The 16,467-nt window shown below is 45.6% G+C and carries 12 protein-coding genes and 1 riboswitch; of the genes, 5 read left to right on the top strand and 7 right to left on the bottom strand.

Annotated features, from left to right (window positions below):
- Nucleotides 1–5: 5 nt before the first annotated feature.
- From EDF88_RS14380 to thiM, 4 genes are all read right to left on the bottom strand, one after another.
- Nucleotides 6–1,160: a mandelate racemase family protein gene (locus tag EDF88_RS14380; RefSeq protein WP_064512349.1), complete on the bottom strand. Its 1,155-nt coding sequence runs from the start codon at nt 1,158–1,160 to the stop codon at nt 6–8.
- Nucleotides 1,161–1,396: 236 nt separating this feature from the next.
- Entirely contained in the window at nt 1,397–2,449 is a 1,053-nt protein-coding gene (gene fbaB, locus EDF88_RS14375) for a class I fructose-bisphosphate aldolase (RefSeq protein ID WP_134185344.1), read from the bottom strand.
- 178 nt (nt 2,450–2,627) lie between these two features.
- A complete protein-coding gene (gene thiD, locus EDF88_RS14370) occupies nt 2,628–3,437 on the bottom strand; it encodes a bifunctional hydroxymethylpyrimidine kinase/phosphomethylpyrimidine kinase (protein WP_134185342.1) in 810 nt (269 codons plus the stop codon).
- Nucleotides 3,434–4,222, bottom strand: a complete 789-nt coding sequence (thiM, locus tag EDF88_RS14365) for a hydroxyethylthiazole kinase (protein ID WP_134185340.1) — start codon at nt 4,220–4,222, stop codon at nt 3,434–3,436. The genes thiD and thiM overlap by 4 nt, the downstream gene beginning before the upstream one ends.
- A gap of 36 nt (nt 4,223–4,258) precedes the next feature.
- A riboswitch (TPP riboswitch) is annotated at nt 4,259–4,355 on the bottom strand.
- A 470-nt stretch (nt 4,356–4,825) separates the two neighbouring features.
- Here thiM and EDF88_RS14360 point away from each other — a divergent pair.
- The 5 genes from EDF88_RS14360 (at nt 4,826) to fimZ (ending at nt 12,260) form a co-directional block, all read left to right on the top strand.
- On the top strand, nt 4,826–5,776 hold the full coding sequence (locus tag EDF88_RS14360) for a transporter substrate-binding domain-containing protein (protein WP_134185338.1): 951 nt from the start codon (nt 4,826–4,828) through the stop codon (nt 5,774–5,776).
- Nucleotides 5,777–6,152: 376 nt separating this feature from the next.
- Nucleotides 6,153–8,459, top strand: coding sequence for an EAL domain-containing protein (locus EDF88_RS14355; protein ID WP_134185337.1), 2,307 nt, complete (start codon nt 6,153–6,155; stop codon nt 8,457–8,459).
- Between the two features lie 66 nt (nt 8,460–8,525).
- A complete protein-coding gene (locus EDF88_RS14350) occupies nt 8,526–9,965 on the top strand; it encodes a GGDEF domain-containing protein (RefSeq protein WP_134185335.1) in 1,440 nt (479 codons plus the stop codon).
- 322 nt (nt 9,966–10,287) lie between these two features.
- A complete protein-coding gene (locus tag EDF88_RS14345) occupies nt 10,288–11,034 on the top strand; it encodes a LuxR C-terminal-related transcriptional regulator (protein WP_134185333.1) in 747 nt (248 codons plus the stop codon).
- Nucleotides 11,035–11,627: 593 nt separating this feature from the next.
- Nucleotides 11,628–12,260 (top strand): fimbria biosynthesis transcriptional regulator FimZ, encoded by a 633-nt coding sequence (fimZ, locus tag EDF88_RS14340; protein ID WP_134185331.1) that lies wholly within the window; start codon nt 11,628–11,630, stop codon nt 12,258–12,260.
- Between the two features lie 83 nt (nt 12,261–12,343).
- Here the strand turns inward: fimZ and sfmF are convergent, their stop codons facing one another.
- Genes sfmF through EDF88_RS14325 form a run of 3 tightly spaced genes read right to left on the bottom strand, consistent with a single transcriptional unit; the run spans nt 12,344 to nt 16,444 of the window.
- Nucleotides 12,344–12,862, bottom strand: a complete 519-nt coding sequence (gene sfmF / locus EDF88_RS14335) for a fimbria assembly protein (RefSeq protein WP_064512363.1) — start codon at nt 12,860–12,862, stop codon at nt 12,344–12,346.
- On the bottom strand, nt 12,855–13,859 hold the full coding sequence (fimH, locus tag EDF88_RS14330; RefSeq protein WP_134185329.1) for a type 1 fimbria D-mannose specific adhesin FimH: 1,005 nt from the start codon (nt 13,857–13,859) through the stop codon (nt 12,855–12,857). The genes sfmF and fimH overlap by 8 nt, the downstream gene beginning before the upstream one ends.
- A gap of 17 nt (nt 13,860–13,876) precedes the next feature.
- Entirely contained in the window at nt 13,877–16,444 is a 2,568-nt protein-coding gene (locus EDF88_RS14325) for a fimbrial biogenesis usher protein (protein WP_134185327.1), read from the bottom strand.
- Nucleotides 16,445–16,467: the final 23 nt, after the last annotated feature.

Below are 16,467 nucleotides of genomic sequence, written 5' to 3'. Positions count from 1 at the left end.
GGCTGTTAGTCTTTGCTTACGGTATGCGTTTCGATATACGAGAAATTAATGTCTTCACCAAGGCCCGGACGCTGTGGCAAATGCACAAAACCATCGGCATCCATCGGGTCAACGATGCTGTTCAGGTACGCTGCTGGCTCATCGTATTCAAGGAACGGGTGCAGTAAACCACGCTCGTACCAGCGGCAATTACGAATTGCGCCCACTACTGCGAGGCTTGCCGCACCATTGCCATGAACTTCGCAGTCCATGCCGAAGGACTCAGCAAGAGCAGCAACTTTCATGGTTGGTGAAATGCCACCAACGCCGTTCGCCCCCGCACGCAGGATGTCGCACGCGCCCGCTTTTACCCAGTCTGCACGACTATGGTGTTTGCCGCCGAGGCTTTCTGGCCCGACAACGTCGATAGATAAGTTCTCAGAAAGCCAGACGTAAGACGCCATGCTCTCTTCTTCCATCGGCTCTTCGAACCAGGCAAAGTTGAGTTTTTCCAGCGCCTTGCCAATGTAGAGCGCCTGACTGCGGCTGTACCAGTGGTAGCCATCAAGCATTAAATCGATATCCGGGCCAACGGCTTCACGCACGGCGGCACAGGCTTTAACATCCATTTTTGGGTCTGGAGCGAAGGCAACCGGTGGCATCCAGGTGTGAAGTTTGATGGCTTTATAGCCGCGAGCGACCAGCTTTTCAGCGAACTGGCCGAATTCGTCTGGCGTAGATAAACCGCCTTCCAGTTCGTCGCCGCACATGGTGCTGCCGTAAGCCGGCACTTTGTCGCGGAATCCACCAAGCAATTTGTAGACCGGCACTTTCAGTTTGCGGCCAATTAAATCCCACAGTGCTTGCTCAACAAACGAGAGCGCACGTTCGGTAAGTTGGTGTGCGCTGCCACGCTGCCAGTGCACCAGGTCTTGCCAGATCCGCTCGCGGTTAAACGGGTCTTGCCCGACCAGAACTTTACGGAAGAAGGCATTGACGACATAAGGGCGCACCACTTCCGGTGGCGCGAAAGAGTAACCACAGTCACCTTCATCGGTGGTGATCGTCAGCATCGCCATTTTCGCAAGGCTTTCCGGACCCGGGTGAGAATGGCCTGCACTGTCAGAAACTCGGCGGGTTGGGTAAGTAAAAACGGTTACGTTTACGGATTCTATTTTCACGGCTGTTATTGTCCCTTTGTTAATTTAAAACAGCGTTTCATCACTTACTCTATGCGTAAAAATTCACCTCCGCCTCGTTCAAAGGTGCTTAAATGCGCGTGATTTTTTGGACATATGTCCAGGGGGGCGTGATGCTTTTCACAAAATGTTATGGAACTGTGATGAAGGTAACTGATGGATTTGGGGAAGTTTTCGGCGGGCGTCGCTGCGCTAACCCGCCAGCAATACGCAGAAAATCAGGCGATAGTCACTTTGCTGTTCAGATACACATCCTGCACAGCATTAATCAACTTAACACCCTCAGGCATAGATTTCTTAAAGGCTTTGCGGCCCAGAATCAGCCCCATGCCACCCGCACGCTTGTTAATGACAGCGGTACGCACTGCATCTGTCAGGTCGGTTTCACCTCCAGCGGCACCACCCGAGTTAATCAACCCTGCGCGACCCATATAGCAGTTGGCCAGTTGGTAACGCACCAGATCTATGGGGTTATCACTGGTCAGTTTGGTGTACACGCGGTCGTCGGTGTATCCAAAGTTTACCGCCTTGTAACCCCCGTTATTTTCGGCCATTTTCTGCTTCACAATATCCGCACCAATAGTGGCGGCCAGATGGTTTGCCTGGCCAGTGAGATCGGCACTTACGTGGTAATCCACACCGTCTTTTTTAAAGTCCGGGTTACGCAGATATGCCCAAAGAACAGTGACCAGCCCCAGCTCATGTGCGCGTTCAAATGCAACCGAGATCTCCTCAATCTGGCGGCGTGACTCTGGCGAACCAAAGTAAATGGTCGCCCCCACTGCCACCGCGCCCATATTGAACGCCTGCTCAACACTTGCATATAACGTCTGGTCGAAAGTATTTGGGTAACTGAGCGTTTCGTTATGGTTAAGTTTGACGAGGAAAGGAATGCGATGCGCGTAACGTCGCGATACCGATGCCAGCACGCCATAGGTTGAAGCGACACAGTTACAGCCCGCTTCAATCGCCAACTCGACAATATTCTTCGGGTCAAAATAGAGAGGGTTTGCGGCGAACGAAGCGCCAGCGGAATGTTCCACACCCTGATCGACAGGTAAAATTGAAAGGTAGCCGGTGCCAGCCAGCCGCCCGGTGTTGTACAGCGTTTGCATATTCCGTAGCACCGCTGGCGGGCGGTTGTTATCCACCATCACGCGGTCTACATAATCCGAACCAGGCAGATACAACTGGTCTGCCGGAATAGTCATACAACGATGCTGTAACAAGCTGTCGGCGTCTTTGCCAAGCAGCTGCGCAATATCAGTCATAATACGCTCCCGTAAATTCAGCGAGCACCCTGCCCGCTGAGGATGGATTCTCCTGGCCTGCTTTTGTTAAAACAGGCAGACATAATCCTGGCCGTGACTCACGGTATTCGCCACCTACGGGAGCACTATCGGTTTGTTTTATGGTGTAACGTTTTATGCCCGGCGGAGATTTACACCATTACCACCACTCGTGAAAATGATGAACAGGCCCAATTCCTTGCCCAACTTCAAGCGAATCCGCTTGTTCTAATGCCTGAGACAGCCACTTTTTCGCCGCTGTGATAGTTTGAGGCCAGTCGTTATAGCGTGGATAAAGTGCCGCAAGTGCGGCGGACAGTGTGCAGCCCGTACCATGCGTATGACGCGTTTGCACACGTGGTGCAGTAAAACGCTGCGCTCCACTTCGAGTAAACAACCAGTCCGGGCTTTCGGGGTCATCAAGATGCCCGCCTTTCATCAACACCGCTTTGCAACCCATCCCCAGCAGCGCATCGCCCTGCTCTTTCATTTCACGTTCGTTGCGAGCGTGTACCGTATTCAGCAGAGCTGCTGCCTCGGGTAAGTTCGGGGTAATCAATGCCACCTGCGGTAATAACCTGCGACGTAAACTTTCTACAGCAGAAGGAGCAAGCAACGGGTCGCCACTTTTCGCCAGCATGACCGTATCAAGCACCACGTTTTTGACTTGGTAAAATGCCAACCTCTCGGCCACGGCTTCAACAATATCTGTTTCTGACAGCATGCCGATTTTGACAGTGTCGATTCGAACATCACTCAGCACAGAGTCAAGTTGGGCTGCGACAAACGCCGGTTCGATACGATAAACCGACTGCACTCCACGTGTGTTTTGTGCAACCAGCGCGGTAATAACGCTGGTGCCATACGCGCCCAAAGCCGAGAACGTTTTAAGGTCAGCCTGGATACCCGCGCCACCACTTGGGTCGGTTCCTGCAATAGTTAGCGCGTTAATGCGTTTAACTCCTTTCATACCAGAGCCTCCGCATTTAGTGCGTAAAGCGCATCCAGAAAGGCTGGAGTGAAACTACCAGGCCCGCGGCTTGCAGCAATTGCCTGTTCGCCAGCACATTTCATAAACTGGCAGGCGGAAGCGACATTGTCTAACCGGGAGCCAGGCAATGAACAACAGGCAGCAACAACTGCGGAAAGTGCACATCCTGTGCCGACAACACGCGTCATCAACACGCCGCCACCGGCAATGCTCCAGGCATTTTCCCCATCGGTGACGTAATCCTCCTCACCTGTTACCGCAACAATCGCACCAGTAATCTGGGCAAGCTTAAGTGCCGCGGGTAGAGCTGAAAGCGCCTCTTCAGTACTGTCCACACCTCGCCCACCACAGTGCTCGCCCGCAAGCGCCATGATTTCCGACGCATTACCACGAATTGCGGCCGGTTTTAATTCAAGGATCGCGCGTGCAAATTGTGTACGAAACTCCAGGCCACCGACGGCCACGGGGTCGAGCACCCAGGGGATAGAAGATTGGTTCGCAGCATGAATGGCAGCAAGCATTGCGGTACTGCGCTCAGAGGTGAGTGTGCCGATATTGATGAGTAGAGCGCAGGCTATAGGGCTAAATTGTGCGGCTTCTTCTGGCTCAATGACCATTGCCGGAGCCGCGCCAATAGCGAGCAACACGTTGGCGGTAAAATTCTGCACCACATCGTTAGTCATGCAGTGAACCAAAGGAGAAGCTTGATGTAAATTGTGTAAAACCGACGCGGCAAGGTGGCCGGGTAGCAGGTCAGGCTGCATATTAAAAGCTCCTGCCCGGCGTGAAGAAGGGATGACCTGACAGGCATCTGACTTCCCTACGCTGGCATTATCCAGATCAGGTGGTACGGGTATTTCTCAGCCTTCACAAAGAAGGGCACCCCGAGTCATTTAATTCAAAATCAAATACTTGCGATTAACGCTCCGTTAATCCCTGCTCAGGATAATGCCAGCAGGAAGTCAGACAAACAAGTTCTTAATCTAAGTGCGCACAGTGAAATAGTGACCAACTCTCTCAAGCATCATCTTTATCAGGATTTGACTATTAATGAAAACACTGCCCCACACCTATTAACATAAATCTAAAAAATTAATTGAGCATAGTTAACGAGTTCATCATTTATTATTTTTTACCAACCAGTAAAATTATTTCCATGGATTATTTAATCTCACAAAACACTGTTAACACATTGAAATAACTTGACCATTAAATGATCGCAATGTATTTAAAACATACTAAATCACTCCTCGGAACTATCTGATTCGTTATAATGAAATTGGCAACAGCATGCTTTATGTGTATAACTAGAAACATATAATTACCTATGATCTTTTCTTATAAAAAACATAAAATTAACATCCTATATGAATATCGATAACAAAGTTTTACTTAATAAAAACAGCAGTGCTAAAATATTCAATTGGTTAAATATGTGTGTTTTTCTTGTTTCTGGGCTGTTTGTCTCTGTTGCTCAAGCTCAGCTTTCAAAGACAATAGAGAGCATCACAAAAACTCATCAAATAAACATCGCCTATCGTGATGCCCCACCTTTTTCTTATGTAGCATCGGATGGCAAAGTTGTTGGTTATGTTATCGATTTATGTAATGTTATCGTTAGTGATATTAGCAAACATCTGAACATACCGGATTTAAAAGTTAATTATATTGAGAACAAATATCTGCCAGAAAGAGATGAATTATTGCGTGAGAAAAAGGTAGATATGATCTGTTCAGTTAATGCTAACGTTATTGAATGGAAAACGATTGCAGACTATTCAAGCCCCTATACTTATTCATATACACGATTCGCAACTTTAAAGAACAAAAAGATATCATCCATTGATCAATTAGCGGGTCATACTGTTAGTGTAACTTCGGGATCAGTTGATGCTCTTGCGCTTAACCAGGCCAATCGTGAGTTGAATCTCAATTTATTCGTTATTACGACTCCAACCATGGAAAAAGCTTTTGAACTGATGCGCAGTGGCAAAACATCGGCTGCTTTTATCAACGATATTTCATTAAAAGAAATCATTGAGGCTCAGAGCGATAAAAATTTATTTTCAATTAGCGATAAAGGTGTTGGGAAACCACAGTTCTTTGTCATACTACTGCCGCACGATGACAAAGAATTTAAGTCACTGGTAAATCAGAGTCTTTGTAAAATTAGAAAATCACCAGATTTTGGTAAGATCCATGATGTCTGGTTTAATAAACCGATTCCTTATTTAAAGCTAAACTTACAAACTCCTTACTCAAAAGAAATGGATAAAGTATTAACGCAATTTGACGATTGTTTAAGAACAGGGCGATAAATAATTAGTTGCTCAAGACATCAGGTGACTTGAGGAATGTATTAGAATCCTAACCTTGCTAAAGAAATGTCTATTTCTGGATATATTTTCAATTCACTTACTTATGCTTCACACTATTACTCAATGAAAATATATCAACTCATTTTTAAACTTTAATAAAACATATAAGCATCATAAAACAACATTCGCAGCATGTTAATAACATTTGTTTTTGGTTAATCATATATTCCGTTTGACTAGTTACTAAAATTTATATGAAAATTAATAGCAACTTATTGGTTTAGTGTTTGTTGAATGAATCACGGATAAGATTAAAACCTCATGGCTATCATTAGACTGTTTATAATCGAAAAGTAAATCATTGAGAGTAAGTACCATGGGGCTTAGAAGTTTTCTTGTAAAAATGTACACACCTGTGGTCATGGAAACTGAGTTAACTAAAAGAAACTCAAAGATCAGCAAAAGTACAGTATTCAATCAATGGAAAAATTTTCCATTGATGCATTTGGCACGCCCTGAAAACTTAAAAAAATACATCGTGCTCTGCCTTTCATTTGCTCTTCTGTATTCATTTGCGGATAAACTGAGTAATAGCATTGAGATTTCTGGTACAACTATCAGGCTCTACGATCTCACGTTGCCAGTAATTTCCGCGCTGCTCATTTTGTATAACAAAAAAGCAATTCCTGTTCTCATTTTGTTTGCCCTGTATAGTGTTCATACACAGCCTTTACCCCACCTCCTTGGCACAATATCTCAACTCATAGCGGCTTTAATCAGTACTAAAGTCTATTTTTATGCTGCTGGTAAGCGTGGGGCCGTAAGTTTCGGACGCAGTAGCCTTAGTGCCCAGCGCATACTTTGGTTGATATGTTTTAACACCCTTATTTTTACAGTCATTCAACAGTGGTTATTACTAAAATTTCATTTCATATCAGAAGTCAATATTCTTAGTATCCCCACACTGATTAATGTGCAATGGATGTTGACATCCTGTATTACAGGCACCCCATTTTGTTATCTCATTCTTAGGGCTTGTTACCAGCCGCTATGGTTTTTCAATTACTTAAAACAATTAAAAAAATTAATCACTTCTGGGCCGCGGGCAATTTATCAATTACTCTGGGCATTGTTGGTAGTCGGAATCATGTATTGTCTGATTTATTTACAAGGCGATACTTTAATATATACAGATTACACTATTGTATGGCTTTTACCGGTAATGCTCTGGGGGGCAATTTGTCTCGGCCATGCACTAATGTCCCCTCTTTGGGTCGTCATGCTCATTTTATTGAGTGACTACATTGATAATTACATATCAATAAACAATGAGTTTACTTTTAGTCATTATGTTAGCCATTTGGCTTTAACCTGCTCTATGATTTTTACATTTTCACTAACAATTGTTATTGTTGGTGTATTGGTTACACGCATTTTAAAATATATAAGAAGCCTCAAGAGAATTTCCTTATCAGAGCCCCACACTGGTTTACCTAATCTTCTTGCTTTAAAAAATGATATAGTTCGTTACCCACATGCTGGGTTATGTATTATTCAATGTCCAGAATTAAACACGCTAACACAAACTCATGGAATAATGTTTCGCTTCGAATTCGTTAAGGCTGTTTCTTCTTATTTAAGCCCATTGCTTCTGAATAATGAAAAAATGTATTACAGCCCTGGATATGGGCTTCTTCTGCGCCTTAACAAAGTTGATGACAATATTATTCATCCTTACTATAAAGCGATGTCATCTTTCCGTTTTTCATGGGAAGAAATGGAGCTGGGCCTCAATTTTGGCATCGCGTACATGGCATACGGAAAATGCATCAATAACCTTTCTTATGTCGTGGGCCAGCTTAATGCCCGTACTTATGAATCGCTAAAGCAAGGTAAAGCTGAAGCACTTAATGTCATATCCCCCGGTGATCAAACCATCAGTTCGGGAGCTATACGCCATCTTCTGCAAAAGTCGATAGACCGTAAATCATTTATGCTCGTTGCTCAGCCAATAGTTTCAACTAAAAACAGCAGCCAGTATTATGAAATTCTTATTCGAATGAAGACAATCAATAACAAGATATTCTTCCCGGATACTTTTCTACCAGTGGCTGAAGAAGCAGGATTGCTTGCGGAAGTAGATCTGACCGTTATTGAACAAACATTTCAATTTATGCAATCCATAAATAAAACTGAATCTGAGACTCGTTTCTCCATCAATTTGACACCTCAGTCGCTATGTAGAAAAGATTTTCTGGATAGACTGAATGTTCTTTTAAAGAACTATTTAATACGTCCTGATCGCATAATATTTGAAATCATAGAGTCAGATATTATCGATAGTATTAATGCATCCCGTGTTCTGCAGGAGCTACGCAAACTGGGATGCCAAATTGCGATTGATGATTTTGGTACAGGAGCATCCAGTTACTCTCGTCTAAAAACATTAGATGTCGACATACTGAAAATAGATGGCTCCTTTATTCGCAATGTTGTTGAAGATAAGTTTGACCGACTAATCGTCATGTCATTCTGTGAAGCGGCTAAATTTAAAAGTCTGGAAGTTGTCGCGGAATTTGTTGAAAATGAAGAAATAAAACAAATGCTAATATCGATGGGAATAGAGTGGTTGCAGGGATATCATACCGGGAAACCTGTCCCAATTGAGTCTCTATGGTCGTAATTAATAGACACTTGAATTCATATGTTTCTCTAATGTGTTGATAGTTAGATTGGGAAGTAACCTGAAATGATACTTACGCTGAAGAAATTTTTCTATAAATGTTATCCAATAATAACATTATTTATAGTCACTACGCTGACAACCTTCATAGGTATTATTGAAAGAGTTAATGGCCCATTTTCTTTAGTTTGGTTGACCAATGCTATAACCATTGGTGTGTTATTACGCTTCTACAAACATGTTAACTGGCAACATTATTTAATTTGTTGCGCCGGCATGGTGTTGCCAGATTTATTAATCGGCACAAGCCTTAACCAGGTTTTATTGATGACCATTGCAAATGTTATGACAATTTCAATAGGTTATATTACCCTGCAACGCTTTGCTACGCGTACTGAAGAAGGCGAATGGCTGGGTAGCTTGCATAGCGTTCCGCAATGGTTATTGCTCTGCCAACCCTCTCTTATCATAGGTTCGTTAGTAGGATCAGGGGCATTATTTGCTCTGTATGATAATGCTTTTTTACAGACAGCATTTTATTGGTATTTAAACGAGTCGCTTGATTTCATAGTGTTTTTACCAGTCATTTTGGCAGCCCCAAGAATACTTAAATCTTTCGCAAATGATTTTTTTAATGCATTCTTACATATTATCCCGTCTATTTTATTATTGTTTGCTTTTGTTTTTATAAAAGACAAAATATATTTCCTGATGGCGTCAATACTAATTATTCCAACCATAATATGGTTGGCACTTTCAGGTAATCTATTTTTAACAACCTTTGGTATCAGTATGAATGGTGCATTCTTCTTTATGTGGATCATTCACTCTACACATGGTTATCTACATTTTTCCGAGAATATCTACATCTCTGCAGTCAGGACGATTGTCGCAGTATTGGCGCTTTGCGCGCTTACAATTGCGGTTGCCATTTCTGAACGAGATAAACTTTTTTCTAAGCTATCCCAACTTGCTAATCACGATGATTTGACCGGTATTCTCAATCGCCGGGCATTTACTAAAGCAGCTGAGGCTATTACGTCGTCATTGAACAAGGGCGATATTTGTTCAATGGTTTTAATTGATATTGATTTTTTCAAGAAAATAAATGACGTATGGGGGCATCAAAAGGGAGATAAGGTTCTCGTTGCCTTTTGCCAACGGTTAAAACAGTGTATCCCCGACAGTCAATTATTTGGACGCGTAGGCGGCGAAGAGTTTGCCCTGTTGCTCACTAATACTCCTGAGATAAATCACCAGGAATTAACTAATACCATTGTTAATGAACTGTCCAGAAACCCTCTTTCTATTGATAATGAGCCGTTCCCACTAACAATTAGCGCTGGTATGGCCGCCTGGTCTGAAGGTCAAAAATATGAGACGTTGTTTAAATATGCTGACCTGGCTTTGTATCAAGCAAAAAATAATGGGCGCAATCAATGGCAGGAGTACCTACCTTGCGAAAAAATGCTCCCTAACCAAAATTTCATACCGTCATTATTATAGACATTTATATCCAGGCGGTAACCGTCTGGATATAAATACCCACCTCCCTTCCCTTGGTTATTGTTTTAAGAAACCCCTTATATTTACTTAAGTCAATTCTAATATCTAACATCATTATTTCATGTCAGGATTTATCGCAACGATATAATCGTAAGCTATATAAAATTAACTTACGATTATCAGCGGTATTGACAAAGAGTATATTTCAGCACTGACAGGTGCTGTTGATGAAAAAAGATGGAAATGATGATTGATGCACCACTGACTCACGCCCGAATCACTATCCACAAACCTTTTCTTTGTGCTGCGGGTTACTGAAGATTTGTACATAGCCGCGCGCAAACGTAGATTTCGACGCATCAAAAATGGCGATCTGACACATTTTCATAGCCGGTTGACCCCAATTGTCTTTGACCGCATTGAGTCTCTACAACAGCAAATGTATGCAAAGCAGTTGCCGGAACCACTCGATATCATACTTGTGACCAGTGACTACTACTTGTCGCTGGCACTGACTGAGCACTTTTTTAAGTTCCAGCGAACTCACGTCTGTGTAAACCTGGAGGAGGCTGAAGTGATGCTTCAACAAACCCCACAACCGCGAGTGTTCATCGATCTGGATGGCGTAAGCGAGCCAGCAATTGATGTGCTAAATATGATCAGACAATGGCAACAAACCTGGCCACGCCTGAATATGATGCAACTGACAGCCTGCCGTTGTATGGAAGTCGCCCGACTGATTGATGCGTCATCAATCTTCCCTGTGGTGGAACGGCGACTAAGAATTACCGATCTTCTTATTCTGCTGACTCAAAAGCGAGCCCGGCAAGATTGGTCCATTGCTCAGAATGGGTCACACTCAGTCCCACTTTCAAAGCGTGAATGGAATATTCTGCTGGCCGTGGCAAAAGGAGAGTCGCTGAAAACCATTGCCGCGTCATTTCACAAACCCTACCACTCTGTGGTTTACACCCTTAGGCGGGTTGCCGCACGTATTGGAGTAGGGAACAACAAATCACTGATACATTTGCTGAATAAATTGTCCTGCAGGTCATCCGCTAAAGTGTAGCCGCGCTAACTAACCGCCTTCCGAGTGAAAGCCAGGAAACGACTTATTTTCAATGTTTCAATTTTGTTAAATGAGATCTATTTATTAACAATTACAACTATTCCTGGAAAATCAGTTTCCCGCAAACTATGCCGCTTCCCGACGATTAACCACGTAATCACTCTGTGCTACGGATAACAAATAGTAAACATTCGAGACTTCGCACTATTCTTCATGTTCAAAACAATCTTTTTTCCCAAATATTTCACTTAACACAGATGCATTCCCCAAATAACAATTAATTAACCAATTTAATTAGAATTTAATCACAGTATTATTCCCCGAGCGTAACAGTGGCCTTTTTCTTAAATAATATGGCTGTATAATCAATCTATTCATTTATCTAATATGAATAGATTGTTTTTCTTACTGAAATAACTCTCTTTGTTTCACTCGTAGCAATTAGAAAATAGTACTTATGAAGGAAGTGTTTAAGTTCAAGGGAGCATCTTGCATACATTATAAAACACGAAATAGTGAAACACTTTTTCACTTTCGCCGCCAGTGACTTTGCGTCAATGCGATATGTTCCTCAAAAAATTCGAGGCAAGAATATGAAACCTGCATCCGTAATTATTATGGACGAACACCCTATTGTCAGAATGTCGATAGAGGTACTGCTACAGAAAAATAAAAATATTGATGTGGTGATGAAAACTGACGATAGCCGGGAGGTAGTTAACTATATGCGGTCTAACCCTGTCGATTTGGTGATTCTCGACATTGAACTGCCGTCTATTGACGGCTTCACTTTATTAAAAAGAATCAAGAGTATACAGGCTGACACTCGGATATTATTCTTATCTTCCAAGTCTGAAAGGTTTTATGCGGGCCGTGCTATTCAGGCCGGTGCAAATGGGTTTGTCAGTAAAAGGAAGGAGCAGGAGGATATCTATCATGCGGTGGAAATGTTGCTTGCAGGGTATTCATTTTTCCCCTCCGAAACGCTGGAGTTAATCAGTAATCCGGGTTCACGCAGCGGAGTTACTGACGATACGCCATTATCTAATAGAGAGATAACCGTATTACGTTACCTGGCCAATGGTCTATCCAATAAAGAAATTGCCGAACAACTTCTGCTGAGTAACAAAACCATCAGCGCACATAAATCTAATATATTTTCCAAGCTGCATGTATCATCGATTGTCGAACTTATCGATTACGCCCGAGTAAAAGAGCTATTATAACTGCACACCCAACCACTGTTTTAAATAAAAAAACCGGGTTGACGTCCGGTTTTTATTTAATTTAATGATACCTGAGAGGTTTTCTAATAATAACTAATCATAAACGTAGCATCTGCGTCGGCTTGCCCGGCTTGTGGGTTATCGGCAAGCGCGATGTAATTCGCAAAAAAGGTTAATTCCGCATTTCCGTTAGCATCAACTGGCACATCCTGGCTTGCCTCCTCAAGAGGCAGGCGGGTTTTATCTTTATCGCGCAACTCGACGGCCACATTTGTCGCCCCACTCGTATTATTAAGCCCCAGTAAGCCGGCGTTGCCCGTGGCTTGCTTTCCAGAAAAGGTGATGGACGCAGCACCCGGTGGGCAACCGTTAAGCTTCAACGTGAACGGCATGCTTTGCGTAGTGCTGCCTGCGGTGCGCAGTTGTTTGGTCGGCCAACGCCCAAGCTGCACTGTTTTATTGTCATCCCCAATTTCGACGTAACAGCTGAAATCCACCACGTTGCCACGCAGTTCTATATTGATGGCGCCGAGCGAAGTGTCGGCCTGAGCATGACTCACAAGGCTTGCCGCCAACCACAGCAGCATCGCAATTTTAGTCATAATCCACCCGCAAATAGCCCCGCGCACTAAACGGCCCTTCCGCCGGTTTGTTCCCTGTCACGCTTACCGGCCAGGCCCGAATCCCCACTTGCGCCGCAGCTGCATCGTCAAGACGGAAATTGATTTTGCTACCCAAATTGTTAGGAATAAATGGCGTTCCGCTGCTATCGGCGACGATAAACCCGAGATCGTTATTATTTGAAACCATCATATTACCGGACGCCTTCTCTGCCTCCACCCGCAGAGAAAGATAGGCCTGCGCCGCCACATTGGTGCATTTAATAGCGATGGTTTTAGTTTGCGGCGTCACACCTTGCGGTCGATTCCCGGCTCCGGCCTGGCTAAATAGCGCGGCACCAATGTCGCCAAAATCAAATTCAACGATTTGCCCGGCGTTGATTTCACAGCTTTGCGGCACTTCAATTTTGCCGCTGTAGCTAATGGTATAAACCGGAGTGGTGAGTGGGTCGGTGTTCCGCGTCGTGACATATACCGTAAACATGGTCTGCCGTGGAATCGGCACCATATTGATAAAGCGCCGTGTCACTTTGAGTTTAAAAACCAGCTTCGAATCCTGAACCGGAAACGGCTGCTGTTTGGACACATTGTTGTGGGTTCCCATCTGAATATAGTTGCGTGGCGGATAAAATTGACCGGCGTAGCTGTCTGTGATGCTCATCGCCCCTTCGAGATAATCATTGAGCTTGATGTACTGGTAACCGCCGATCACTTCTTGCACCGGCAAGGTACTCACGTAACTGCGCATCGTGGTGTTGCCGGTGGTTCCTTGCGGGCAAGTGGCATTGACACCGATCCAACCCGACTTTTCTGCAAGGGTGATGATTTGCCCGACGTTATTGTTTGCGCTGGTGAATACGTCAGACAGATCGTAAAAAATATCCGCTGGCACACCATTGGTGTTTTGGCAGACTGTGGCAAACGCCGGGAGCGCACATATCCACAGCGCCACCCCTGCTAAAGATGTCATCAATTTCATAAACAGATCCCTGAATCCTATGAACAGGTCGCACTCGCCACGACGATCGCCTGAGTCAGGCTTTCTGGCGGTAATGTAAATGGTGCGAAACACTGTGATCCTTTACCCTCGCCCCACTGAATCAGCAGTTTTCCCTGGAGTGGCAAGCCGCTGAGGTAAATTTGCCCGTCATCACCAACCATACTGGTGATGCCCGTGGTTTCTTCGCGCACCACAGAGCCGAACGGTACCGCTCGCCCACCACGGGTTACGGTGATGATTGTCCGCACGCCCACACGCGCCTTAAATTCCGCACGCACCAATGCGCCTTCCGTTGGCACCACGCTGCTGACGTTGTTTTCAATGTCGGTGTGGTTGTCCATGGTGTTGGTATCGAGAGCGATACGGTTGTGGCGATATACCGTGGCGTAAGGCATCACCGCGTAACCGCGCCAGTCAGTTTTCACCCCGGTCTGGTTTTCGACGCCAACCCCGCTGGCTCCCGGCGCTTTTATTAACACGTTGGTGTCACCAAGCGGCTGGCTAAACGTGATGCCATCTGCGTGACCCACCACGCCGCCAGAAGCCTGCCAGTTGTAGTCATGTTGGTCGCGGTCGTAGTTGTAGCCAAGCCCCAATGTGCCGTAGGTAACCTGCCAGTTAGCCGTGGCACTTCCGCTGTATCCGTTAGTGTCGCTTTGGCCTTGAGTGACGCTGTAATTGAGGTTTCGGTCTTCAAGTAATGTTCCGCCGATACCTGTTTGCACGGTAGCATCGCCATCTGAGTTGTTACTGGCAGCAAAAGTGGCGTAAACGTGATCGATGGTGCTGGTGCGCGAATAGCCATGCCCCAGCAAGGTGCTAAATGGCACCGAAAGGTTAAAGGCCATAATGCGATCGCTATCGGCGATCCCGACGGATTTGCTCCACGACATCGAAAGTGAGTAACTCATCCCGCGCCAGCCGCTGGCATATCCGGCCTGATACCATGTGTTGTTCTGGTTGGTTTCCCAGTAAGTTTGCTGGCTGCCTGAAACATAGAGTGACCCGTAATCACCCAGTGATTGAGAAACGTTGATTTGAAATCGCCCGCGTTTGCTGTAACGCAAGTTGTGGTAGCTCTGCACAACCGGCTCATCTTTGCGTCCACCATCCGCTTCGTCGGCGTATTCGTAGCCTTCGATATTTTTGTATGCCACCTCATCGAGCGTATAAAAACCACGCGTGGAATAGCGATAGCCCAACAACTGGAAGTTAGTGCCGTAACCGCTGAGGGATTTGGCGTACAGGAATCGTAGCGACTGACCTTGATGGTCGCTGTCATCTGCAAGTCGGCTGCGAGCGTGGGTAACATCCATTGAAAGCGCGCCCCACTCCCCGAGGTTTTTCCCGGCCCCCAGCGCCACAGCGGTGTAGTCTTCGGCAAGCTGAGTACCGCCATAGGCGGTAAAACCGTAGGGTAAACCCGCAATCAGCGTGACCTGCGTGAAGAATGGCGTATCCTGCTGGTCGCTTCCGCTACGGAAATCCCCGGTCACCAGATCGAATTTCAGCCGTCCTTCCCGTTGCAATAACGGGACGGTGGAATAAGGCACGGTGTATTTTTGCTGAGTACCATCTTTTTCTTCGAGAGTGACCTCTAGGTCGCCGCTGGAAGAGGTGGGATTGAGGTCACTGATGGTAAATGCACCCGGTGAAACGTAGCTTTGGTAAATCACAAAACTGTTCTGGCGAATGGTGATTTTGGCGTGGGTACGCGCGATACCGCGTACCGTTGGCGCGTAACCTTGCAGGCTGTCGGGGTACATACTGTCAGCCGAATAGAGCCGCGCCCCGCGAAATCCCAGACTGTCGAACACATCGCTACCTGTGTTGCTGTCACCTAATACCAGCTCGCTTTTGAGTGGAATAATCGTCCGTTGCGCATAGGTGCTGATGTTGTTCCAGCTGTTAGTGTGGTAGCCATCTGCGCGAGTGTAGTTCCAGGCACCGCTGTTACGCAGCCGCCATGCTCCGTAGTTCAGGCCACTTTGCAGGCTTAAATAATAGTTATCGTCGTCGCTGCCATGGTTGCCGGTAAAGCTGTAGTTGAGGAGCGCTGCCGGAACCCCTTCGTCCCACTCCTGCGGCGGTATATAGCCCCGGGCGCTGTTAAGCAGCGATGCCTGCGGCAAGCTGATATCCAGGCGTAGTTTGGCAAAATCAAAATTTGTCTCGGAATCAGGGATCAACACCGCGAGCGGTACACATTCCCCGGACTTAAACTTCGCAAGCGCCGGATAAGCGAGCATGTTCAGTCCCAGCCGCTTCAACCAGTCAGTGTCAAGGCACGGTACCAGGCCGCTCGATTTTGCTTTTCCGCCACTGACGTCGCTGGCAATAAAACGGAGATCCTGGGTCGAGATAAATTCATCGTTACGCCAGATGTCCACGCGATAGACACCAGGTGCCTGATGGCTGCCTTTTTCAAAACGCGATAAATCCGCCATTGCGGCATCTTCTGCCGACAAAAACCCTGGGTTAAAGTAGCTTTCCCCGGAGCTGATTACCGGCCATAGCGCGGCCATTATCATCGCCGCAAGCGGGGTGACTGACTTGTTGATCATCTGCCAGATATCCTTGTTGCACA

Source organism: Buttiauxella sp. BIGb0552, assembly GCF_004366275.1.
Taxonomy (GTDB): domain Bacteria; phylum Pseudomonadota; class Gammaproteobacteria; order Enterobacterales; family Enterobacteriaceae; genus Buttiauxella; species Buttiauxella gaviniae.
Note: the sequence above shows the minus strand (reverse complement) of the source record. Positions and strands in the feature narration are given on the sequence as shown.

Bases quoted from the DNA above. Each gene is read 5' to 3' on its own strand.
- fbaB (WP_134185344.1), bottom strand. From the start codon at position 2,449: ATGACTGATATTGCGCAGCTGCTTGGCAAAGACGCCGACAGCTTGTTA.
- thiD (WP_134185342.1), bottom strand. From the start codon at position 3,437: ATGAAAGGAGTTAAACGCATTAACGCGCTAACTATTGCAGGAACCGAC.
- thiM (WP_134185340.1), bottom strand. From the start codon at position 4,222: ATGCAGCCTGACCTGCTACCCGGCCACCTTGCCGCGTCGGTTTTACAC.
- EDF88_RS14360 (WP_134185338.1), top strand. From the start codon at position 4,826: ATGAATATCGATAACAAAGTTTTACTTAATAAAAACAGCAGTGCTAAA.
- EDF88_RS14355 (WP_134185337.1), top strand. From the start codon at position 6,153: ATGGGGCTTAGAAGTTTTCTTGTAAAAATGTACACACCTGTGGTCATG.
- EDF88_RS14350 (WP_134185335.1), top strand. From the start codon at position 8,526: ATGATACTTACGCTGAAGAAATTTTTCTATAAATGTTATCCAATAATA.
- fimZ (WP_134185331.1), top strand. From the start codon at position 11,628: ATGAAACCTGCATCCGTAATTATTATGGACGAACACCCTATTGTCAGA.
- sfmF (WP_064512363.1), bottom strand. From the start codon at position 12,862: ATGACTAAAATTGCGATGCTGCTGTGGTTGGCGGCAAGCCTTGTGAGT.
- fimH (WP_134185329.1), bottom strand. From the start codon at position 13,859: ATGAAATTGATGACATCTTTAGCAGGGGTGGCGCTGTGGATATGTGCG.
- EDF88_RS14325 (WP_134185327.1), bottom strand. From the start codon at position 16,444: ATGATCAACAAGTCAGTCACCCCGCTTGCGGCGATGATAATGGCCGCG.